Consider the following 23,915-nt stretch of genomic DNA (forward strand, 5'->3'; position numbering starts at 1 on the left):
CCCCTCTCCGAAAAAGGAGAGGGGGAGCTAGCTTTTAGTTTTAGAGCTAGAGCAGCCACAACTAGACTAGAAAACTAGATTCTAGTCCCCCCTCTCCTTTTCGGAGAGGGGGCTAGGGGGTGAGGCGCACGCGAGGCGCAACGCCATAACTATCCTACCATCCCCCACAACCGTCGGAGCCGATGGGCGCGCCGTCGGGCATGGGCAGGGTGGGCGCGGGCTGGAACTTCTCGGGGTCGTCGTTGAACTGGGCGATGGTGCGCAGAGCCAGCAGGGCGTTGGCTTGCTGGGCTTCGTCTTTGGCTGATTTTCGGGTCTTTTGCAGTTGGTTTTTCAGCTCCTCTACTTTCAGCAGGGTCGTGGCCCGCACGCCCGAGGGGGCCGTGGGGGTGGCGGCCAGCGTGAGCAGCTGCCGGAGCGTGAGCTGCTGCACGAGGCGCTGCAACTCGCCCGCCGAGCCGGTTTCGGGGCGGGCGCGCCAGGTGACATTCAACAGCCTGTCGAGCACGGCGCTCAGGCCGGGCTGTTCGGGGTGGCGGGCGTGGTAGTCCTGCAGGCGGGCCGCCCGCTGGGGGTTGAGCAGAAACTCCAGCGTGGTGGCCGCCGCCGATTCGGCCGCGCCCAGGGCATCGAAGGTAAGGCCGGTGCGGCTGGGGAAGGTTTCGCGGGAGCGGCTGTAGTTCACGGGCCGGGGCGGAATCTTGGCCAGCAGCTCCTCCGACAGGGCCAGTTCGCGGGGCGAAAGCGTGCGTAGCAGGGCCTCCAGGGCCTGCCACTGCTCGGCGGGCGGCACCAGCCTGGTGATAGTCTGGCCGTCGCCCTTGAGGGCGTAGGTGTAGTAGAGGCCGCCCACCTGCTTGGCCGCCGCCTCCACCTGGTAGCGCTGGAGCAGGTAGATGGGCACCAGCACTTCTTCGAGCAGGGCCATCGGCTGGCCGGGGGCCAGGGCTTTTTCGGAGAAGCGGGCCAGCAGCTGCCCGCGCACGTCCATGAGGCGGTTGAGTTCGTCGGTGGCGTTGGTGCCGTCGTCCCAGAGGTGGGCCGTGGGGTGGGCCCCGCCGGCGGCCCGGGCGTCGGCATCGGCCATAAAGGCGTAGCCCTCGGCCAGGGTCTGGCGCATGATGGCGGGCAGGGCCGTTTTTTCGGCGGCCAATGAGCCGAAATCCTGGTAGCCGTAGAGGATGGCGCGCTTGTCCCAGCGGCCGATGCCGGCGGCGTAGGCCTGGCTCAGGTCGATGCTGCCGTCGGGGCGCATGATGATGCGGGGCATGGGGTAATCCATCACCGAGGCCCGCTCCTGGGGGCTGGCGGCGTAGTTGTGGTAGAGGCCCAGGGTGTGGCCCACCTCGTGGGCGGCCAGCTGGCGTAGGCGGGCCACGGCCATTTGCAGCAGGGCCGGGTTGGTGGGCTGCCCATCCTCATAAGGTTGCAGCAGCCCCTCGGCAATCAGGTAGTCCTGGCGCACCCGCAACGAGCCCAGCGACACCTGGCCCTTGATGATTTCGCCAGTGCGCGGGTCCACGATGCTCGCCCCGTACGACCAGCCCCGGGTGGAGCGGTGCACCCACTGAATGACATTGTAGCGGATGTCCATCGCGTCGGCGTCTTCGGGCAGCAGCTTCACCTGGAAGGCGTTGCGGTAGCCGGCCGCCTCGAAGGCCTGGTTCCACCAGCCGGCCCCTTCGAGCAGGGCCGAGCGCACGGGCTCGGGCGCGCCCCGGTCGAGGTAGTACACCAGCGGCGCCACGGCCTCGCTGCTGGCCGCCGCGGGGTCCTTTTTGCGCAGGCGGTGGCGCACCAGCTGCCGCTGGATGAGGGGCTGGCCTATGGGCGTGGCGTAGTCGGCGAATTCGTTGGCGTAGAAGCCGGCGCGGGGGTCGAAGGCGCGGGGCTGGTAATTGGAGTCGGGCAGTTGAATAAAAGAGTGGTGCAGGTGCACCGTCAGGGCATTGGGGTCGGGCGTCACGGAGCTGATTTCGCGGCCCTTGGCCTTGCCGACCAGCGTCACGAGGGCCTCAAACTCGGAGTTGAGCGGGAAGCCCTTGGTGTTGGGCAGAAACACGGCCGAGCGGCTTTCTTCGGCCTTGTAGCTGCCCTGCTTAAGCTCCTCCAGCTTGTCGGAGAGCTGGTGAGAGTCGCGTAGCAGAAAGGGCGTGAGGTCGACCAGCACCCGGTTGCCCTGCTGGGCTTCGGCCTTGAAGCCCCAGATAACCGAGCGGGCAAAGGCCTGCTCCACCGATTTGCGCTCGTCGGGGTTGGAACTCACGGCCCGAAAGTCGTAGTTGGGCTGGAGCAGCAGGATTTTGGGGCCGCTACGCACGAATTTCACGATGCGCGTCTGCCCAATCTGGCCCCGGTCGAGGCCCAAATCGTTGGAGCCTACCCCGTAGGGCAAACTGCTCACGTAGAGGATTTCCTGGTCGAGCTTGTCGATTTCGAGCAGAATCCGGCCGGTTTTCTCATCCCAGTAAAACGGGAAAAAGCCCTCGAATTTCTTCAGGCCCCTGGTTTTTTCGGCCAGCGTCTGGGCCGTCAGGTTGTGGGTGATGAGCAGCAGCAGGCTTAACAGTAGCGGGTAGAGTCGGGTCACGGCCAACAGGTCTTTCGGGTGGTAGCAAGCTGCGGTAAGGTAGCAAGGGAATTTGAGTGCCCGTCTGTATGCTTCCAGTGAACCTTAATTTCCGGCTGGCGTCGGCAACCCGGCGTTGCACCTCCCGGTTGCCGGGGCGAAAAACACAGTGTCAAGCAACTGCCGGGAGCTGCCTCTATACCCGGATTCGCGAATTGCCTGGAACAAGGCAGCAACAGAATACACGAATGGTATTGTACCGTGATGCGCGGCGCGTAACTTGCACGCTTTCGGCTGCTTTAACCTCTTTAATTAGGCCAGCTTTTCTTACAGCAGCTCCTTCCAGAAGCACTGTTACCGGAACCGTTTTCACGCATCCTACTTTCGCTATTGCTTGGCTAAAACCGCTACTTCCGTCCCGGCTTTGTTTAGTTCTATTGTGTCCGCAGGCGCGGGCGCAGCTTGGCGGCGGGGCTGCCTGCTAGCCGTGGGGCTGGCGGGGCTGCCCGCCGCCGTCCAGGCCCAGGTAACCGTGCTAAGCCGGCAGCCGGCCCGCAATGCCGTGAGTGCGCCCCGCAACGCGGCCATTGGCGTGAACTTTTCGCAGCCCATTACACCGGCATCAGCTGGCAAAATGAGCGTGCAGGGCTCTTTGCTGCGGGGCCAGCGGCCCGGCAGCGTGAGCGGCGGCGGCACGGCCCAGCTCACCTTCCTGCCCAACCCGGCCTTCGCGCCCGGCGAGGTGGTGAGCGTGAGTCTGCCGGCTACCCTTACCGGCACCAGCGGCAGCGCCCTGGCCCGGCAGGTGTACCAGTTCACGGCGGCCACCGGGGGCACGGGCCGGGGCTTTTTTATTGACACGACCATCGTGGCCGCCGTTACCAGCTCCCGCCAGGTGCTGGGCGACCTCGACAACGACGGCGACCTCGACCTGGTAACCCAGGGCGGCTTGTTCGGTGGCCGCGTCTACCTCAACGATGGGGCGGGCCGGTACCGCTTCAAGATAAACGTGATTGCCGCCCAGGAAGCGGCCGGCATGACGCTGGCCGACGTGGACCGCGACGGCGACCTGGACCTGCTCATCTGCGACGCTAAAAACAACTCGGTTTCCATCTGCCTCAACGACGGCACCGGCACCTTCACCGATGCCTTGCACTCAGGGTTCCAGGATGCCCCGGTGGGCGCCCGCCCGGTGAGCGTGGCCACCGGCGACATCGACGGCGACGGCGACCTGGATTTCGTAACGGCCAACGCCGATGAGGGCACCTCGACCATTTACCGCAACGGGGGGCCCAATGAAGCGCTGGGAATTTACTACTACTCGCCCGTTACGGTGGCCATGGGCGCGGGCCCGACCAGCGTCGTGCTGGCCGATATCGACAACGACGGCGACCTGGACCTGCTCACGGCCAATGCCGGCACCCCGGCCCGGCCCGCGGGAGAAGTGCGCGTGCGGCTCAACAATGGCCTGGGGGTTTTCGGGACGTCCAGCGTGCTCGTGCTGCCCGTGGGCATGGCTCCGGTTGAGCTGCTTGCGGCCGATATCGACAACGACGGCGACCTAGACCTGCTCACGGCCGATGCCGGGGGCGCATCTATCAGCCTGCGCCTCAACAACGGGTACGGCGGCTTTGCCGGCAGCGCCACGCTGGCGCTGCCGCCCGGCAGCACCCCCAGCGGCCTGCGGGCCGCCGACGTAGACGCCGACGGCGACCTGGACCTGGTAATTGCGCAGGGAAAGGGGGGCCGGGTGTTTACCTACCTCAACACCGGGGGCAGCTTTGCCCTGCAGGCCCGCGCCCTGCGCCTGAGCCGCGACCCGGCCGCCCCCGAAACCAGCAGCGGCGTAACGCTGGGCGACGTGGATGGCGACGGCGACCTGGACCTGCTCACGGCCAACGACCGGGGAGACGTGGTGCTCAGCCTGAACCAGAGCCCGCCCCCGCCCCTGCCGCCCCCCACCATTGCGGCCCTGACGCCGGCCGCCGCGCCGGTGGGCGCCACCATCACCATCACGGGCGCCAACCTGACCGACCTTGTGGGCATCCGCTTCGGCGGGGTGTTGGCGCCTGACTTCCGCCTAGGCGGAGCGGGCAGCACGGTTGCGGTAACCGTGCCGGCGGGGGCCGTTAGCGGGCCGGTAACCATAGAAACCGCCGAGGCGGGCACCGGCACCTCGCCCCTGCCCTTCACGGTAACCATTCCGGTGCCGGTGCTGCTGACGGGTATCACCCCGCCGCGCAACGCTGTGAGCGTACCGGTGGGCAGCGCCGTTACGGCCGTTTTCAGCCAGCCCATTACGGCGGCCTCGGCCCCGGAGCTGCGGGTGTTCAGCAGCCGGCGGCAGGGCCGCCTGGCGGGCACGCTGGCGGGGGCCGGCAGCGCCACGCTTAGCTTCAGTCCGGCCCAGCCGTTTGCGCCGGGCGAGCAGGTGAGCGTGAGCCTGCCGGCCCGCCTGCGCGACGCGGCCGGCAATCCGGTGGGGGCCCAGGTGGTGCAGTTTACGGCCGCCACCGGCGGTACCGGGCAGCTTAATTTCGCTACGGGCACGAGCACCGCTACGGGCTCGCTGTCGGCGGAGGCCACCGTGGTGGGCGACGTGGACGGCGACGGCGACCTGGACCTGCTCACGGGCGAATCCGGCGGCTCGGTCGCCGTTAAGCTGCGCCTCAACAACGGCCAGGGCACGTTTGGGGCCCCGAAGAGCCTTACCTCCAGCCAGGGCGTGCTCACGGCCTTGCAGCTGGCCGACGTGGATGCCGACGGCGATTTGGACCTGCTGATGGCTTCGTACGGCAAAGTAACCGTGCTGCGCAATAATGGCCAGGGCGGCTTTACGGCCTATTCTACCTTCAGCATCCGGAGCGCCACCCAGCAGTTGCTGATGGCTGACCTGGATGCCGATGGCGACCTGGACCTGGTGGTGCGCACCACCAGCAGCGCGGAGGGCTGGCTCAATGATGGTTCCGGCACGTTTTCGGAGGCCCCCTACCTGTCGCTAGCATTCAGCGTAGCGGCCGTGACGCTGGGCGACGTGGATGGTGATGGCGACCTGGATTTAGTGGTAGCGGGCGCTATTAATGGGCTCTATTCTCAGCCGGTAGTGGAGGCCAAGCTCAACGATGGTACCGGCCAGTTTACGGCCGGCCCACGATTGCTGCTCAACAAAACGCCTACTCAGGTGGCGCTGGCCGATGTGGATGCCAACGGCCACCTGGACCTGCTGGTCCGCTACGCGGGGAGCTACCAGACTGAAGAGGGAGGTACCCTAATCCGACTCAACGATGGCATGGGCACCTTTAGTGGCACCGCCGACTTGCCCCTGCCTGGCATGGGCATGGTGGTGGGCGACGCCGATGCCGACGGCGACCTGGACCTCATCACCCACAGCCACGTGGCCCTGGGCAACGGGGCGGGCAGCTTTTCGGCCATCGTGCCCATTGCCGGGGCCGAGCCCTACACCCGCCTGGTCGCCGCCGCCGACCTCGACGGCGACCAGGACCTGGACGTGGTTTCGGTGGGCGCTTACCTGCTGGCGCTGCGCTTCAACCAGCCCGCCCCCGCGCCTACCATTACGGCCCTGATGCCCGCCAGCGGCCCGGTGGGCAGCACCGTGCTCATCACGGGTACCAACTTCATCGGCGTGCGGGCCGTGGCGTTCAACGGCGTAGCGGCCCCGGTTTACACGGTTCGCTCGGCTACCGAGCTGGTGGCTACGGTGCCCGCGGGGGCCACCAGCGGGTTGGTGGCCGTTTCTACGCCGGCGGGCCAGGCCACATCGAAAGTGCGCTTTGAGGTAACGCTGCCCATTGCCGTGGTGGCCGTGAGCCCGACCCGCAACCAGGCGAGTGCGCCCACCAACACTGCCATAAGCGCTACGTTCGACCAGGCCATCAGCGCGGCCAGCGCCGCGGGCCTGCGGGTGCACAGTTTGGGGCGAGGCCTGCGCGGCGGCACCATCGCGGGCGGCGGCACCAGCCAGCTCACGTTTACGCCGGCCAAAGCCTTCGGGCCCGGCGAGCGGGTGAGCGTGAGTCTGCCGGCCAGCCTGGCCGGCAACAGTGGCAGCGGCAGCGTGCGGCCCCAGGTCTTTCAGTTCATGGCGGCGGCGGCGGGCACGGGCACGGGCTTGTTCGATACCATCGGCACGGCCAACGTTCCGCTGGTCTACCGCTCTAACTCGCTGACCGTGGGCGACCTTAACAACGACGGCAACCCGGATTTTATAACCAACGACGGCTATGTGCATCTCAACAGCGGCGGCGGGTCGTTTCGGGCCGGTACGCGGGTGCCCGTGTCCAGTCTTTATGGCACCACTCCGGGGCTCGCGCTGGGCGACCTCAACAACGATGGCAAGCTGGACATTGTAACGAACGGCGGCAGCGTTTTTCTCAACAATGGCCTGGCCACGTTTACGGAGCAGAGCATCTTTATCAATAAAACGGCAATCATCCCGAACCTAACGCTGGGTGACCTGGACGGCGACGGCGACCTGGACCTGCTGCTGCTCAAAAGCAGCGCCGACAGCCTGTACATTCGCTTCAATGATGGCACCGGCCGGTTTCCTACTTACCAGGGAATTCGGCTAGACTACCGGCCAACCGGAGTGATTACCGGCGATGTGGATAATGATGGGGACCTGGATGTGATTGTCGCCTGCGGAGGGTTGACTGGCCCCAATGCCAATAGCCTGAACATTTGCTTCAATAACGGGCAGGGCCTGCTTACGCGGGTCGTGCGCCTGCCCACTGCCTCGGGCGACATTCAGCGGGTGGTGCTGGGCGACCTCGACAACGACGGCGACCTGGATTTGGCCACCAACAATGGTTCGGTGTACCGCAACGACGGCCAGGGCAATTTTCTCAGCAGCCAGAAAATTCCTGCGTGCTGGGACCTAGCGCTGGGCGACGTGGATGCCGATGGCGACCTGGACCTAGTGCTGGTTGGCTCCCCCATTAGCTCGGCTCCTTTCTCGGCAGTGCTTCTCAACGATGGGCAGGCCACATTCAGTACCGGTGTAGCTCCGGCCAGCCTCCCCGCCGCCCGCGACGGCTTGGCGCTGACCGATGTGGACGGCGACGGCGACCTGGACCTACTTGTGGTGGCCAGTGATGAGAATGCGGCCTACCTGCGTCTCAACCAGCGGATAGCCCGTCCTGCCCTGACGGCGGTTACGCCCGCCAGCGGCCTGCCCGGAGCTGCCGTAATGCTCACCGGCACCGACCTGATCGGCACCACTGAGGTCACTTTCAATGGCACGCCGGCCCCCGATTTCACGGTTAATTCCGCCACCCAAATCACGGTGCGCGTACCGGCGGGGGCCGCCAGCGGCCTGATTAGCGTGCGTAATCCCAAGGGCAGCGCCAACTCGCCCCAAGCCTTCACGGTGCTGCGGCCGGTGCCGGTACTAAGCGTGAGCCCGGCCCCCAACGCCACGGCGGCCCCTGGTGCTGCCGTTACCGTGACTTTCGGGCAGGCGGTACCCGTAAACAGCGCGGCCACGCTGGCCGTGTTCAGCCAGCGCCGGGGCGGGCTGCTGGCGGGCAGCCGCCAGGGCGCGGGCACCAGCACCTTTACCTTTACCCCGGACCGGCCCTTTTTGGCCGGCGAGCAGCTGAGCGTGAGCATTCCGGCCTACACCGAGGCCAACCAGAACCGGGTGCGCAAACAAGTGTACCAGTTTCGGGCGGCCGTGGGCGGCACCGGGCGCGGCTACTTCGAGGCTCCTACCAAAGTGGAAGCCGACGAGGAATCGTTGTTGGAGCTGGGCGACGTAACCGGCGACGGCCTCGTGGATATGGTTATCCTGAACCGGCCGTCCGTGGAAGTGCGGCCCAACAACGGCGCGGGCGGCTTTCTGGCCGTCAGTACCAGCATTGCCATTGATACCGATGAGCTGCGGCCGGACTTCGTGCTGGGCGACGTGGACAACGACGGCGACCTGGATATCGTGGTCAGCGTTTCGGGCCTGAAGCTGCTCGTGCTGCTCAATAACGGCGCGGGGGCCTTCCCGCAACGGCATGAAGTAAAGCTGACCGAAGAGCCCACCCAACTGAACCTGGCCGACATGGACGCCGACGGTGATTTGGACATCATCATGAGTAACCAGGGCCACTCGGCCTGCACGATAGTGCTGGGCTTCAACGACGGCACCGGCCGGTTCGGGGGCCTGACTTCCACTTACCTGAGCAACGGCACTAATGTACTGTTCACTAACACCGAAATTGGTGATGTGGACGGCGACGGCGACCTGGACCTGCTCATCAACAACAACGCCCCCTACCTGCTGCTCAACGACGGGCACGGCAAACTGGCGGCTCCCATTGATGCCCAATTCGCCGACGGCGAATCTTACCATATTCATTTGGTGGACATTGACAACGACGGCGACCTGGACGTTGTTAGCCTGTCCTCTCCCTCAACCCAGCCCAGAGTTTCAAGCGTAAATATCAGCCGCAACAACGGCCAGGGCCAGTTTACTACCACGCGGTTCGACGTGGCCATCGGCACCAGTTCCCTGACGGTGGGCGACCTGGACGGCGACGGCGACTTGGACCTGCTGCTGAACTCCTACTGGGGCGAGCCGGCCGAAATCCGGCTCAACAACGGCCGGGGCGAGTTTCTGAACTTCCGCTCGTCTGACGCCAACGGCACATTGCTGTGCGATGTGGACAACGACGGCGACCTGGACCTGATTGGCGGCGACCGGGATGCGCCCGGCTACAACGTCCGCCTCAACGGCCCAACCCCGCCGCCCATAATTAGCAGCTTCGCGCCGGCTGCTGGCCCCGTAGGTACTACGGTGGTTGTTACCGGCAGTGGCTTTCAGGGAGCTACCGAGGTGCGCTTCAATGGCACGGCGGCCCCCGGCTTCGTGGTTAATTCAGCCACTCAAATCACCGTGAAAGTGCCGCTGGGGGCCAGTACAGGGCCGCTGTCCGTAGTTTCGCCCGTGGCTACGGCCAGCTCGGCCACCGCGTTTACGGTGGTGGCGCAGGTGGTGGCCACCACGCTTAACCCAGGACCCAACGCCGTGTCGGTGCCGCGCAACGGGCCGCTGAGTTTGTCGTTTTCGGCCCCCATTGCGTCGGCTTCGCTGGCCGATGTGCGGGTGTTTGGCAGCCAGTTGCGGGGGCAGCGGGCGGGCAGCCTGACGGGCGGCGGCACGGCCACGCTGCGCTTTGCGCCCGCCCAGGCCTTTATGCCCGGCGAGCAGGTGAGCGTGAGCCTGCCCGCCACCATGCAATCCACCGACGGCAAGCCCCTGTTCCCGCAGGTGTACCAGTTCCGGGCGGCTACCGGGGGCGCCGGGCGGGGCCTGTTTCGGGGTGGCACCACGCAAGGCGTGGGCTGGTTTGCCAACGATTTGGCCGTGGGCGACATCGACAACGACGGCGACCTGGACCTGCTGCTGCCCGTGGAAATTCAGTACACCAACAACGGCAGCGTGCTGATTGAGCGCAACGACGGGCGGGGCCGCTTCCAGCCCGCGCCCGGCATCGAGTACCCCTACGGCCAGAACCCTAAGCAGCTGGTGCTCGGCGACGTGAACGGCGACGGGGCGCTGGACGTGCTCTGGAGCTTCGGCTATGGCCTCAGCATCAGCCTCAACCAGGGCAACGGCACCTTCGCCCCCACCCGGCAGGTGTACACGAGTGCCGATAAGCTGGCCCTCGGCGACGTGGATGCCGACGGCGACCTGGACCTTATCGTTACTACCTCCTACCTCGACGGCCGGCTCTCGGTTCTGCGCAATCAGGGCGACGGCACCTTCGCTCTCGCTTCGGCCCAGCACCTGGCCAGCCCCGCCGCCGACGGCGTTGTGCTGGCCGACGTGGACAACGACGGCGACCTGGACGCGCTGACGGCCAACGGTGCCCAAGGCCTGCGGCTGCACCTCAACGACGGCCGCGGCGAGTTTGCCACGGGCCAATTGCTCACCGTGCCGGGCGGCAGGGTGCGCCAGGCCTTGCTGGCCGACCTGAACGCCGATGGCTCGCCCGACGTGGTCGCCGTTTGCACTGATGCCGCCCTGAGCAGCAGCTGGCTGAGCCTGCTGCGCAACGATGGCCGCGGCGGGTTCGGGCCCGCCGGCCTGCCGCTGGCCGCCACCGGTTACATTCAGCGCGTGGAACTCGCCGACGTGGATGCCGACGGCGACCTGGACTTGGTGGTTTCCTACGCCAGCGATGCCAGCGTAATCGTGCAGGCAAACGACGGGCAAGGCAACTTCCGGCCGGGCGCGCCGGTAGCAGTCAGCCGCAACCCCGGCCCGCTGGTGCTGGCCGATTTCGATGGGGATGGCGACGTAGACCTGGCCGCGCTGGAGCTGGCCACCGGCGGCGCGGCCCTGGACATCCGCTTCAACGACGGGCAGTTGGTTACCCACGCCGCTACGGCTTCCGCCGCCGACCCGCGCCTGCTGGTGTACCCTAACCCGGCCCGCGGGCAGTTCACGCTGGCTTTGCCCCCGGAGCTGCGGCCGGCTTCGGCCGGGGCGGGCTGGCTGGGGCTGTACAACTCGACGGGGCAGCTGGTGCTGGAGCAGCCCGTGCAGCTCTCGGCCACGGGCTACCAGCGCATCGGCGTAGCGGCACTGCCCGCCGGCATCTACGCCCTGCGCCTAGTGCTTGGTAACCGGGTACTGATTGGCCGGATAACTATTGCCAACTGATGGCTTAAAGGGCGAACGTGCTCGGGCTGATTCCGGCCCAAACGCCGGGCCGCGGCGGCAAGGAACCAGATAAGCCCCATGCCTGCAACGTCCAATGGGGCGGCCGTACTCTACCTGGGGTACTGCTGCCCCGTTTTTCGTTTATATGCTGCTCCTTCTGCTCCCGCTGCTGCTGGCCGGTCCCCGCGCCGCCACCCTCTCGCCCCCCGACTCGCTCACGGCCCGCGAAACCCGCAACCTCACGGCCCTGGCGCGGGCCGTGGGCGACCTCAAATACTTCTACCCCAACCGCCACTCGGCCCGTGTAAGCTGGGAAACGGTGCTCATCCGCGCCATCCCGGCCGTGCGCCGCGCCCGCGCCGACCGAGCCCTGACTGCCACGCTCGACAGCCTGATGCGGCCCCTAGCCTCCGGTGCACTTTTCACAATTTCCCCGGCTCCACCCGCGCCAACTGCTGCCCGAGCCGTTACGGCCGGCTACTTATGGGAGCACCACGGCCTGGGGCTCGATAAGGCTGGCTTGGGACTGAAAACCCGGCTCATGCGACTGGCCGGCCTGCGCTACGACAGCCGAATCCGGGCGGCATCGGCGGCGGAGGTAGCGGCGGCTTTCCCGGCCGGGCCGCCACAGTACACCGAACAGTATACCGAGCTGCTCACCGATTCGGTGCGCCTGACGCTGCCGTTGGTGCTGAGCAAGGCCCGATACCAGCAGCGGCTGCGCCACCGGCCGGGCCGGCGGGTGCGGCGGTTGCAAGCCAGCAGCATGGAGCAGCGGCTGGCTACCACCATGCTCACCTGGAACATTATCCGCCACTTCTACCCCTACCGCGCCCTGCTCGATAGCGCCCACTGGACGAATGCCCTGACCAACGCCCTGCCCCAGGCCGCCCGCGCCACCTCCGAAGCCGAGCTGCTGGTTGCCACCCGCCGGATGCTGGCCCGCCTGCCCGACCGCCACGTGGGCTTCACCCCCCGCACCCGCACTGGCTTCTATATTACCCCGCCTCCTTACGATTTGCAGTTTGAGTTGATAGACAGCGCGGTAATCGTGCGCCGGGTACCCGCCACATTGCGGCCCCTGGTGGCCCCCGGCGCGGCCCTGACGCACCTGAATGGTCAGCCCGTGGGCTGGCTGCTGGATTCGATAAGTAGCCTGCTTCCGGCCTCCTCGCCCGCCGTAGCCCGCCGGCTGGCCGTCCAGGGGCTGGTACCGAAACTCGGTGCCACGCGGCGGGCGGCTAGTTTCACCTTCCAGGATTCTACGGGCCAGCCGCGCACTTACTGCTGGACGTTTCGGCAGTTGCGCGGCAGCCATTACCACCAGCCGCCGCCGTTGCGCGAAATAGCGCCGGGTGTCGTGTACCTCGATGCGGCCCGCCTGCGCTACGTGGATTTCCAGCGTGCCCTGCCGCAACTCCAGGCTGCTCAGGGTCTCGTGGTGGATTTGCGCCAGCGGCCGAATTACGAGCTATTGCGCATCCTGCCCCACTTCTCTACCGAACCGCTGCATTCCGACAGCACAGCCATGCCCCTGATGCGGCAGCCCAATTTTCAGCACGCGGTTTTTCGGTTTCGAGCCAACAAACCTATAACTCCGCAACTGCCGCTGCTGAGTATGCCCAAGGTTTTCCTGACCGGCCCCGATACGTACAGCTACGGCGAAACGGTGGCTTCCATCGTGCGGCGCAACGCCCTCGGCTCGCTACTGGGCCAGGCTACCGGCGGCACCAACGGCGAAATGAACTTCGTCACCATCGGCCGGGCCTGCGAGCTGAGCTTCACCGGCCGCTACGTGCAGCCCAGCGGCCCGGCCTACCAGGGCGTGGGTATTATACCAGACATCGTGGTTGCGCCTGACTGGCGGCCGGAAGCGGAGTTAAAGCGGGCCGTGGCGTGGCTGCTTGGGCAGCAGTAGTTCTGGCGTGGGTTCCCGCAGAGGAGCGGGGAGGTAAACCGCCGAGGTCCGCAGAGCTGTTCAAGAACGACTCTGCGGACCTCGGCGGTTTACCTCCCCGCTCCTCTGCGGGAAACGCTATCAGGCCAGCACCTGCTCAATCCGCGCCAGCTCTTCCGCACTAAACGCCAACCCCTCCAGACACCGCAACGAGTCGTCGAGCTGCTCGGGCCGGCTGGCCCCGATGAGCACCGACGTTACCCGCTCGTCGCGCAGCACCCAGGCCAGGGCCAACTGGGCCAAGCTTTGGCCGCGCGCCTGGGCCAGTTCGTTCAGCGCCCTGATTTGCGTCAGGCGTTCCTCGGTGAGGTTATCTTCCGTGAGAAAACCCACGCCTTTGGCCACCCGCGAATCGGCGGGGATGCCGTGCAGGTACTTGCCCGTGAGCAGGCCCTGGGCCAGCGGCGAATACGGAATGCAGCCCACCCCTTCCCGGCCCAGCAAGTCGAGCAGGCCGTTTTCGGGCGTGCGCTCAAACAGCGAATACCTGGGCTGATGGATCAGGCAGGGCGTGCCCAGCTCGCGCAACAGCCGGATGGCCTCGGCGGCTTCGGCCGGCTCGTAGTTGCTGATGCCTACGTACAGGGCCTTGCCCTGGCGCACGGCCTGGGCCAGCGCGCCCATGGTTTCTTCGAGCGGCGTATCGGGGTCGAAGCGGTGCGAGTAGAAGATGTCGACGTACTCCAGGCGCATCCGGCGCAGGCTCTGGTCGAGGCTGGACAGCAAATATTTGCGCGAGCCCCACTCGCCGTAGGGGCCGGGCCACATGTCGTAGCCGGCCTTGGTAGAAATGACCAGCTCGTCGCGGTAGGCCCGGAAATCCTCTTTCAGAATGCGGCCGAAGTTGGTTTCGGCCGAGCCGGGAGGCGGGCCGTAGTTGTTGGCCAGGTCGAAGTGGGTGATACCCGAATCGAAGGCCCGGTGCAGGGTGGCGCGGAAGTTACTGAGCACGTCCACGTCGCCGAAGTTGTGCCAGAGGCCGAGCGAAACGGCCGGCAGTTTCAGCCCGCTGCGGCCGCAGCGGCGGTAGGGCATGGCGGCGTAGCGGGCGGGGCTGGGGAGGTAGGGCATGGGGGTGGGGAGGAGGCAAACAGGTTGCCTGTTATTCCTGCTGGTGTCGGTTCTTCAATTCCTGAATATCTGTCAGATCCTTGGGCCGGGCATTCGTGGCCTTATCCAGCAACAAATCCTCGTAACCCATAAACGGAACCTCAATTCCAGTTAGGCGCACCACCTGCTTGTTTTTATAGGCCGATGCAAATTTTATCGACGCCTTCAGGCTGGGCAACAGGTCGAGCGTGAATTTCTCAAACTCATATCTGAAGTATGATTTCTGAGGATTAGGCTCTTGCTCGGCTTTGAACCTGTCCACGTTCTGCCCCAGGCTTTCCAGCGCATCGAGCAGCCTAAAATAGTTCTGGTAAGATGGGTTGTACCAAAAGTCCAAATCCGGCTTCGTAACGGCTGCTCCCGACGGGGCAGTAGAATACCGAAAATAACCGTGCAAGGCAACGGCCGTCCCTCCTACTATCAGGTATTCGACCTGCTGTGCATCCAGCGCGGCACAGATTCGCACCAGACTGTTAAGCAACTCGTTTTCCACTCGAATTATTTTTAAGAAGTCGCTTTCTCAGCAGCTCCATAAGTCTTTCGAAAGCAGCAGCGCTGATTTTCGGCTGCTCACTCATCGTCTCCTGCTTAAGTTCTTCGAAGCTGTTGTGCTTGGTTAACTTCTCCATAACAAGTATACTTCAATTGAAAACAAGCTGACAGCTAAGTAGCCATATCGGCCTGGCCTAAACAGACTGCCAGTTTAGGTTAGAAGCCTGAATGCTATCTAAAGATAGTTACCTCACTACAAACTGTTCCCTTTTCCCCTACCCTTCTACCTTTGCCCTATCCACCTACTACCCTAAGCCCGCTACTATGGCCAACGCCAACGACCCTACCCTGCGCTCCTGGATTGACATTGCCCCCGGCAGCGACTTTCCGATTCAGAACCTGCCCTTCGGCGTATTTGAAACCCCGGAGCGGGGCCCGCGGCTGGCCGTGGCCATCGGCGAGTACGTACTCGATTTGTACGCCGTGGCCCAGTTCGGCTTTTTTGAAGACCTGGAGCTGGGGCCGAAGATGCCCAAGGTGTTCCGCCGCCGCAGCCTCAACCAGTTTATTGCCCTGGGCCGGCCGGCGTGGCGGGCCGTGCGCCAGCGCCTGAGCGAGCTGCTGCGCCACGACAACCCCGCCCTGCGCGACCAGCCCGAGGCCATGCGCGAGTGCCTGCTGCGCCAGGATGCCGTGCGGATGCTGCGCCCCGTAAAGCCCCAGAACTACACCGACTTTTATTCCAGCATCGAGCACGCCACCAACGTGGGCATCATGTTCCGCGACCCGGCCAATGCGCTGCTGCCCAACTGGCGCCACATCCCCATCGGCTACCACGGCCGGGCCAGTTCCATCGTGGTCAGCGGCACCGATATCCGCCGGCCCAACGGCCAGCGCAAGGCCCCCGATGCGGCCGCGCCCACCTTCGGCCCCTGCCAGCAGCTGGACTTTGAGCTGGAAATGGCCTTCGTGGTGGGCCGCCCCACCAAACTCGGCGAAACGCTGCCGGTGCAGAGTGCCGAAGACTACATTTTCGGGCTGATGCTGTTCAACGACTGGAGCGCCCGCGACATTCAGAGCTGGGAATACGTGCCGCTGGGGCCGTTTCTGGGCAAGAGTTTCGGTAGCAGCGTGGCGCCCTGGGTGGTGACGCTCGACGCGCTGGAGCCCTTCCGCATTGCCGGGCCGGTACAGGAGCCCGAGCCGCTGCTGTACCTGCGCCAGACCGGCAACCACAACTTCGACGTGAACCTGGAAGTCACCATTCAGCCCGAAGGCGGCCCCGAAACGGCCGTTTCGTATTCCAACTTCGGCCTCATGTACTGGAGCATGGCCCAGCAGCTGGCCCACCACGCCTCCAACGGCTGCAACCAGCAGGTGGGCGACCTGTACGCCTCGGGCACCATCTCGGGCACCACGCCCGACTCGCTGGGCTCGATGCTGGAGCTAAGCTGGCGCGGCACCCGCCCCGTGCCGCTGGCCGATGGCTCGGAGCGCAAATTTCTGCAGGATGGCGACCGGGTAACCATGCGCGGCTTTGCCGAGAAGGACGGCGTGCGCATCGGGTTTGGCGAGGTGACGGGCAAAGTGCTGCCAGCAACGAAACTGGAGTTTTAGCCCTGTCCGACGGTAGCCTGGATTAGCATAGATCAATCTCCGGGCTGCTTTTAGCGGAGCCAAACTGCTTCTACGACGAGTAGAGGTAGTTTGGCTCCGCTGCTTTTTAGGGGTGGCAGCCAACCTCAAGAACCAGCCGGCAGCCGGACCGGAACCCACGGCCCATTATCAATTAAAGCACGACACTAACAACCTTCGGGGCGGGCATAAAGTACTAATGGAGGCCGGAATGGCAGCGAATACCACTCATCCGCTGCCGGTCTGCACTTTTCTTCTTTCGTACCCTTTCCCGAATTCTTATGTTAGCAATGGACTACCGGGGCCCCAAGCGGGTCCGTGCCGTGCAAAAACCCATGCCCGAAATCCGGCATCCCCAGGATGCCATCGTGCGCGTGCTGCGTGCCTGCATCTGCGGCTCCGACCTGCACCTGTACAACGGCAACATCCCCGACACCCGCGTGGGCTCCACCTTCGGCCACGAGTTTGTGGGTGAAATCGTGGATATCGGGTCCGAGGTCACCAAAGTAAAGGTGGGCGACCGGGTGATCGTACCCTTCAACATTGCCTGCGGCGAGTGCCACTTCTGCAAGCAGGAAATGTTTGGCAACTGCCAGGAAGCCAATACCGAATCGGGGGCCGTAGGCGGCATCTACGGCTACTCGCACACCGCTGGCGGCTTCAACGGCGGCCAGGCCGAGTACGCCCGCGTACCCTACGCCAACGTGGGCCCGGTGATCATCCCGGCCGATATGGACCTAGACGACGCCGTGATGCTGACCGACGTAATCCCGACCGGTTACCAGGGCGCCGAAATGGCCGGTATCCAGGAAGGCGACACGGTGGTCGTGTTTGGCGCTGGTCCGATTGGCATTACAGCCGCCCGCTGCGCCTGGCTGTTTGGGGCGGGTCGGGTTATCATTATTGATAAGCAGGATTACCGCCTTGAGTTTGCCCGCAACTACTCGTACTGCGAGGCCTACAACTTCGAGGAAATCGGCGACCCGGTGATGTTCATCAAGAAAATCACCGACTGGATGGGTGCCGACTGCGTAATTGACGCCGTGGGCGCCGAGGCCGAAGGCAACACGCTGCAAACCATTACCGGCCGCAAGCTGCTGCTCCAGGCCGGTTCGGCCACGGCCCTGCACTGGGCCATCAACGCCGTGAAAAAGGGCGGTGTGGTGTCGATTGTGGGCGTGTACGGCCCTACCGACAACCTGATTCCCATCGGCAACGCCATGAACAAGGGTCTGACCATCCGGGGCAACCAGACGTCGGTAAAGCGCCTGCTGCCGCGCCTGATCAAGCACGTGCAGGACGGTGTGCTCGACCCCAAGGGGCTGATTACGCACCGCCTGCCGCTGGAAGAAGTGGCCGACGGCTACCGCATGTTCTCCAACAAGCTGGACAACTGCATCAAAACCGTGCTCATGCCCCCAACCGCCAACCAGTAACCTCGCCTCGCCATGAAAGATAACGCCGTAAATACCCCCATCGACCCCAAGACCATTAAGGGCTGGGGCATCGATGCCGACCCCAAAAACGACCCCACCTACCCCATGCGCAAGCGCATGAACGCGGAGGAGGACCCTAACAGCAAAAGTCGCCCCGACAACCTGCAACCCGTCAACGAGGAACTACTGAAGTCGGTGGAGCGGCCCAACGTGTCGGCCGTATTTGGCACGCCCGAGCCGCCCCGCGGTCTGAGTGGCATGATTCGCCGCCAGGCCTACAAATACCCCGAGAACCAGTATAAGCGCTGGCTGCCGCTGGTGCTGGCCGACCGCGTTGATGTGGTGGAAAACATCGTAACCGACCTGGCCCACGGCAAGCTGCCCAATATCTGGGCCGAGAAGGGCTACGACATGGAGTGGAAGTACAACCGCACCGCCTTCGTGACCAAGATGGCTACCATCGGCGCCGTTACGGCGGGCCTGGTCGTGTGGCTTTCTTCGGGCAAGAAGAAGGATAAAAAGAGCAAATCGCCGAAGAAAGACTACCTGAGCCGCTTTTAAAAGACTGCCCTTGAGGCTGACTCGCAGACCTATAAAAGCCCCTTTGCTGTTGAGCAAAGGGGCTTTTTGCTGTATAGGCAATTAATGATAAAGCTAGACCAGGCGGAAAGGATGGATGGCCTACTTAAGCCTGCTCTTGGTACTCGGCGGTATAATTCCATCTAGGCTGGCCACAATTGACGAGCGCCTGATTCATTTACAAACTAAACCGCAAGAAGTGTCGGCTCCAGTAGCAGACGATACTTCCTGCGGTTTAGCTTTTAGTGGCAAATGGGTTGTTTCAGCTTACGAACCGGCTACTTTATCAGCAGATCATAGTCGGTGTGAGACCCAATCCAAAACCAAACCAATACATCATCAGTCTCCACGCCTAGCGCCCGGTAGTGCAGGCCTACCCGAGCCGACCAGAACCGACCAACCTTTTTGAAGTGCAGTGACGGATGCGCCGGGTTTTTTAGCCACAAATCATAATTCTTATCCGCCAGCCGCTGCATATCTGCTGGCAGCCGGTTATAAGCCTGCCAGAAACGAGAAGAGGCCTGGTGCTTCATCGCCGGGCGGTCGTGCGGCCGGCCCGGACCTCCTGCAATGCCTCATCTGCCAGAGCATCGAGCTTGCCGGCCGCTATATCATCGTTGATTTGGGCATCCCAGTGCTCGGCAGTCTGGGCGGGCACAACTGTAATCCAGAGCTGGCTGCCGGGCTCCAGCTCAAACGGTTCGTCCAACTGAATCTGCTGCCCATCGAAGTGGGCGGAAAGCGTGATAGTTTGCATGGTGGGGCAGTTTTGGTACAGTACAAAGTAGGAAAGCGTGCTCCGGGCTCCTTTAAGCAGCCAACGAAAGATTGGTGGGCTCCGGTTCAGCTACCCGCTTACTTGGCTCCCTTGATAATATCGTCCACCACGGCCGGGTCGAGGAGCGTGGAGGTGTCGCCGAGGGTGCTGGTGTCGCCTTCGGCAATTTTGCGCAGGATGCGGCGCATGATTTTGCCCGAGCGCGTTTTGGGCAGGCCGGTTACAATCTGGATTTTATCGGGGCGGGCGATTTTGCCGATTTCGGCCACCACGGTTTCAATCACGCTGGCCTCGATGCGGGGCTTGTCGGCCTCGTTGCGGCAGGCGCCCTCGTTGCAGATAACGTAGGCGTAGATGCCCTGGCCCTTTACCTCGTGCGGGTAGCCCACTACGGCGCTTTCAATCACGTTGGGGTCCTCGTTGATGGCGTTTTCGATTTCGGCCGTGCCGAAGCGGTGGCCGCTCACGTTGATAACGTCATCGACGCGGCCGATGATGCGGTAGAGGCCGTCCTGGTCGCGGCGGGCGCCGTCGCCGGTGAAGTAGTAGCCGGGGTAGGGCGCGAAGTAGGTTTGCACGGCGCGGTTATGGTCGCCCCAGGTGGTGCGGATTATGCCCGGCCAGGCCTGCTTGATGGCCAGGTAGCCTTCCTCCTCGTTGCCTTCGATTTCGGTGCCGTCGGGCCGTAGCAGCACGGGCCACACGCCGGGCAGCGGCAGGCCGGCGCGGGCCGGCTTCGAGGGCGTAACGCCGGCCAGGGCCGAAATCATGATGCCGCCGGTTTCGGTCTGCCACCAGGTATCCACCAGCGGACAGCGGCCCTTGCCCACGTGCTCGTTGTACCAGTGCCAGGCCTCCTCGTTGATGGGTTCGCCCACCGAGCCAATCACGCGCAGCGAGTCGAGCGAGTAGCTGAGCACGTTGTCGAGCGGCTCGGCCATCAGGGCCCGGATGGCGGTGGGCGCGGTGTAGAACACGCTGACCGAGTGCTTGTCGATTACCTCCCAGAAGCGGCCGGCGTCGGGGTAAGTCGGGATGCCCTCGAACATAAGGGTGGTGGAGCCGGCCAGCAGCGGACCGTAAATCGTGTAGGTATGGCCGGTTACCCAGCCGATGTCGGCGGTGCACCAGAACACGTCGTTTTCCTCCACCTGAAACACGTTGCGGAAGGTGTAATCGGCCCACACCATGTAGCCGGCGGTGGTGTGCACCACGCCCTTGGGCTTGCCGGTGCTGCCCGAGGTGTAGAGGATGAACAGCGGGTCTTCGGCCTTCATCTCCTCGGCCGGGCAGGTTTTGGCCACGTCGGCGGCTTCTTCGTGGTACCACACGTCGCGCTCGGCTTGCATCTGCACCGGCCAGCCCAGGTGCTCTACTACCACCACCCGGCGCACCGAGGGGCAGGTTTCGAGGGCCTCATCCACCACGCGCTTGACCGGAATCTGCTTGGCCCCGCGGTTGAGGCCGTCCGAGGTAATCACCAGCTTGGCCCGGGCATCGTTCACGCGGTCGGCAATGGCGGTGGCCGAAAAGCCGGCGAAAATCACCGAGTGCACCGCCCCGATGCGGGCGCAGGCCAGCACGGCAATGGTCAGCTCGGGTATCATGGGCATGTAGAGGCACACCACGTCGCCCTTTTCCACGCCGTTGTTGAGCAGCACGTTGGCAAACTGGCACACGCGCTGGTACAGCTCGCGGTAGGTCAGGCGCAGGTGGCGCTCCTTGATGTCGTTGGGCTCGTAGATGAGGGCCAGCTTGTTGCCGCGCTGGGCCAGGTGGCGGTCGAGGCAGTTCTCGGTGATGTTCAGGCGTGCGCCCGCAAACCAGGTAGTTTCGCCGGCGGCCATATCCGACTCCATCACCGTTTCCCACTTGCGGCGCCAGGTGAAGGGCGCGGCCACTTCGCCCCAGAACTCGTTGGGGTGGCGGGTGCTGAGGTGGTAGGCCTCGTGGTACTCCTCGATGGTGCGGATGCGGGCGTGTTGGGGGGTGGAGGGCGTTGGCATATCGGTAGAATGTTCGGGGTTACCCCACCCCCGGCCCCCTCCCCTCCGGGAGAGGGGGAGCCAGATAAGGCAGGTTGGTTGGAAGAAGTTAACGTTGAGCGTAAGCAGGGCGAAAAATCAAGAAAACTAAAAGTAAGACAGCCAGCTAAACCGTCAGGCTCCCCCTCTCCCGGAGGATGTCGCGGATTGAGCGAGCGTGGGGCCGGGGGGTGGGGTGGCCCCTACGCCAATGCCCCGCCGTAGCAGTACGGCCCGGATTTCGGCCAGGATGGCGGGGTCATCGATAGTGGAAGGTACCGCAAATTCTTCGCCGTCGGCGAGCAGGCGCAGGGTTTTGCGCAGGATTTTACCCGAGCGCGTTTTGGGTAGCCGCGCCACCACGGCCGCCTGCCGGAAGCAGGCCACCGCCCCTACCTGCTCGCGCACCAGCTGCACAAGCTGCTGCTCCAGCGCGGTTTCGGGCAGCACGGCGCCATCCTTGAGCACCACCAGGCCCACCGGCACCTGGCCACGCAGCTCGTCGTGCAGGCCCAGCACGGCGCACTCGGCCACGGCCGGGTGGGCGGCCACTATTTCTTCCAGCTCGCCGGTACTCAGGCGGTGGCCGGCCACGTTTATCACGTCATCGACCCGGCCCATAATGTAGCAGTAGCCGGCCTCGTCGCGGTAGCCCCCGTCGCCCGAGAGGTAGTAGCCCGGAAACTGGTCGAGGTAGGCGGCCTGAAAGCGGGCGTCGTCGTGCCAGAGCGTGGGCAGGCAGCCGGGGGGCAGCGGCAGGCGCAGCGCCACCAGCCCGGTGGTGCCGGCCGGCACGGGCTGGCCTTCCTCGTCCAGAATTTGCAGGTTGTAGCCCGGCACGGGGTGGCCGGCCGAGCCGGCGCGGGGCGGCGGCGCATCGGCGTAGCCCACGCAGGAGGCCAGCATGGGCCAGCCCGATTCGGTCTGCCACCAGTGGTCGACGACGGGCACGCCCAGCAGCTCGCCGGCCCAGTCGTAGGTGGCGGGGTCGCACCGCTCGCCGGCCAGAAACAGGTGGCGCAGCTGGCTCAGGTCGTAGCGCCGGGCCAGCTGGCCCGCGGGGTCTTCCTTGCGGATGGCGCGGATGGCGGTGGGAGCCGTGAACAGCACATTCACGCCGTAGTCGGCGCACAGGCGCCAGAACGTGCCCGCGTCGGGCGTGCGCACGGGCTTGCCCTCGAACAGCACCGTGGTGGCGCCCAGCAGCAGCGGCCCGTACACGATGTAGCTGTGGCCCACGGCCCAGCCGATATCGGAGCCGCTGAAGATGGTTTCGCCCGGTTTCAGCCCGAACACCGCGCCCATGCTGTAGCGCAGGGCTACGGCGTGCCCGCCATGCTCGCGCACCACGCCCTTGGGCCGGCCGGTGGTGCCGCTGGTATACAGAATGTAAAGCGGCGCCGTCCCATCCACCGGCACGGCTTCCACCGGCGCCGCGGCCAGCAGCTCTTGGTAATCGACAAACCGCGTTTCGGTTTTTTCAAGAGTAGTGGCAGCGGCGGCCGGTGCTTCAGCAGGCAGCTCGGCGGGGCAAAAGTCGCGCTGACTGACCACCACGCAGGCGGGCCGGTGGGTGGCCAGGGCCAGCGCCTGCTGCACCAGCGGCAGGTACGGAATCGGGCGGTCGATTTCCATGCCGGCCGAGGCGCAGATGATGGCGCGGGGTTGGGCATCATCGATGCGCACGGCCAGCTCGGGCGGCGCGAAGCCCCCGAACACCACCGAGTGCACCGCCCCCAGCCGGGCGCAGGCCAGCATGGCCACCACCGCCTCGGGCATGTTGGGCATGTAGATGATAACCCGGTCGCCCTGCTCCACCCCCTGGGCCCGCAGGCCCCCGGCCAGCCGGGCCGTCAGGTCGAGCAGCTCGGCGTAGGTGTAGCTCCGGCGCACGTTGGTCACGGGCGAATCGTAGTGCAGGGCGGGCTGCTGGGCGCGGCCGTTGGCCACGTGGTAGTCGAGGCAGAGCCAGCTGGTGTTCAGCCGGCCGCCCCGAAACCAGCGGTAGAACCCGGTGGCTTCGTCCTGGCTCAGCACCGGCCGGGGCGGGTCGTGCAACCAGCTCAGGCGGGCGGCCTGCCCGGCCCAGAATCCGGCCGGGTCGGCGAGGCTGGCGGCGTAATCGGCGGCGTAGGTGGGCATGGCGTTCGTCGTTTTTCGGTGGTCGTTTTTCGTTTCTCGACAGTTGAGGCAGCCGGCTCAGGGGGTGCCGACAGCCAGTAGCTCCTTCACTTTTTCCATCAGCTGGCGGGTGCTGAAGGGCTTGGCCAGGTAGAGGTCGGCCCCCACCTCGTAGCCCTGCTGCATATCGGCCTCCTTGCTTTTGGCGCTCAGAAACACCACCCGCGTATTGGTCTGGTTAGGATGGGCGCGCACGTGGCGGCACACCTGGTAGCCATCCACATCGGGCATCATAATATCGAGGATAATCAGGTTAAAAGCCGTGCGGTTGATGGCCTCCAGCGCCTCCGTGCCATTGCGGGCAATACTGACGGAGTAGCCGGCCTTGCGCATCAGAAATTCAAGCGACATGACGATGTTGGGCTCGTCGTCGACCAGGAGAATGTGCGGGGTAGTTTTCATAGAGACGTTCTTTTGCGATTTCCCGCAGAGGGGCGCAGAGGATTTCGCGGAGGTACGCAGAGCAGTTCAGCTATTTGG

The 23,915-nt window shown here is 64.7% G+C and carries 13 protein-coding genes; 5 read left to right on the forward strand and 8 right to left on the reverse strand.

Annotated elements, in window-relative coordinates:
• Positions 1 to 154: 154 nt before the first annotated feature.
• Positions 155 to 2,590: a zinc-dependent metalloprotease gene (locus tag BMY67_RS08975; protein ID WP_245744968.1), complete on the reverse strand. Its 2,436-nt coding sequence runs from the start codon at positions 2,588 to 2,590 to the stop codon at positions 155 to 157.
• A 403-nt stretch (positions 2,591 to 2,993) separates the two neighbouring features.
• On the opposite strand from BMY67_RS08975, the gene BMY67_RS08980 reads away from it, so the two are divergent.
• Positions 2,994 to 11,243 carry an FG-GAP-like repeat-containing protein gene (locus tag BMY67_RS08980; RefSeq protein ID WP_177189756.1) on the forward strand — a complete coding sequence of 2,750 codons (8,250 nt, stop codon included), beginning with the start codon at positions 2,994 to 2,996 and terminating at the stop codon, positions 11,241 to 11,243.
• 145 nt (positions 11,244 to 11,388) lie between these two features.
• Positions 11,389 to 13,161, forward strand: coding sequence for a S41 family peptidase (locus tag BMY67_RS08985; RefSeq protein WP_177189757.1), 1,773 nt, complete (start codon positions 11,389 to 11,391; stop codon positions 13,159 to 13,161).
• A gap of 120 nt (positions 13,162 to 13,281) precedes the next feature.
• Here BMY67_RS08985 and mgrA read toward each other — a convergent pair whose 3' ends face one another.
• Together mgrA and BMY67_RS08995 are read right to left on the reverse strand one after the other, a co-directional pair.
• Positions 13,282 to 14,271 carry an L-glyceraldehyde 3-phosphate reductase gene (gene mgrA / locus BMY67_RS08990; RefSeq protein ID WP_092770628.1) on the reverse strand — a complete coding sequence of 330 codons (990 nt, stop codon included), beginning with the start codon at positions 14,269 to 14,271 and terminating at the stop codon, positions 13,282 to 13,284.
• A gap of 31 nt (positions 14,272 to 14,302) precedes the next feature.
• Positions 14,303 to 14,803: a nucleotidyltransferase family protein gene (locus tag BMY67_RS08995; RefSeq protein ID WP_143069755.1), complete on the reverse strand. Its 501-nt coding sequence runs from the start codon at positions 14,801 to 14,803 to the stop codon at positions 14,303 to 14,305.
• Between the two features lie 323 nt (positions 14,804 to 15,126).
• Between BMY67_RS08995 and fahA the strand changes: the two genes are divergently transcribed.
• From fahA to BMY67_RS09010, 3 genes are all read left to right on the forward strand, one after another.
• Positions 15,127 to 16,419, forward strand: coding sequence for a fumarylacetoacetase (gene fahA / locus BMY67_RS09000; protein WP_177189758.1), 1,293 nt, complete (start codon positions 15,127 to 15,129; stop codon positions 16,417 to 16,419).
• Positions 16,420 to 16,718: 299 nt separating this feature from the next.
• Positions 16,719 to 17,873: a zinc-dependent alcohol dehydrogenase gene (locus BMY67_RS09005; protein WP_092770632.1), complete on the forward strand. Its 1,155-nt coding sequence runs from the start codon at positions 16,719 to 16,721 to the stop codon at positions 17,871 to 17,873.
• A 12-nt stretch (positions 17,874 to 17,885) separates the two neighbouring features.
• Positions 17,886 to 18,434 (forward strand): hypothetical protein, encoded by a 549-nt coding sequence (locus BMY67_RS09010; RefSeq protein ID WP_092770634.1) that lies wholly within the window; start codon positions 17,886 to 17,888, stop codon positions 18,432 to 18,434.
• A gap of 296 nt (positions 18,435 to 18,730) precedes the next feature.
• On the opposite strand, the gene BMY67_RS09015 is transcribed toward BMY67_RS09010, so the two are convergent.
• The 5 genes from BMY67_RS09015 to BMY67_RS09035 all read right to left on the reverse strand — a co-directional run bounded on the left by BMY67_RS09015 (position 18,731) and on the right by BMY67_RS09035 (position 23,837).
• A complete protein-coding gene (locus BMY67_RS09015; protein ID WP_092770636.1) occupies positions 18,731 to 18,985 on the reverse strand; it encodes a ParE family toxin-like protein in 255 nt (84 codons plus the stop codon).
• Complete coding sequence (locus tag BMY67_RS09020; protein ID WP_092770638.1) at positions 18,982 to 19,209, reverse strand: hypothetical protein; 228 nt, start codon at positions 19,207 to 19,209, stop codon at positions 18,982 to 18,984. Before BMY67_RS09020 ends, BMY67_RS09015 begins: the two co-directional genes overlap by 4 nt.
• Positions 19,210 to 19,307: 98 nt before the next feature.
• A complete protein-coding gene (acs, locus tag BMY67_RS09025) occupies positions 19,308 to 21,236 on the reverse strand; it encodes an acetate--CoA ligase (protein WP_092770640.1) in 1,929 nt (642 codons plus the stop codon).
• 153 nt (positions 21,237 to 21,389) lie between these two features.
• On the reverse strand, positions 21,390 to 23,396 hold the full coding sequence (locus BMY67_RS09030) for an AMP-binding protein (RefSeq protein ID WP_092770642.1): 2,007 nt from the start codon (positions 23,394 to 23,396) through the stop codon (positions 21,390 to 21,392).
• Positions 23,397 to 23,453: 57 nt separating this feature from the next.
• Complete coding sequence (locus BMY67_RS09035; protein WP_092770644.1) at positions 23,454 to 23,837, reverse strand: response regulator transcription factor; 384 nt, start codon at positions 23,835 to 23,837, stop codon at positions 23,454 to 23,456.
• Positions 23,838 to 23,915 lie beyond the last annotated feature (78 nt).

The organism is Hymenobacter actinosclerus, from assembly GCF_900111515.1.
Classification (GTDB): Bacteria; Bacteroidota; Bacteroidia; order Cytophagales; family Hymenobacteraceae; genus Hymenobacter; species Hymenobacter actinosclerus.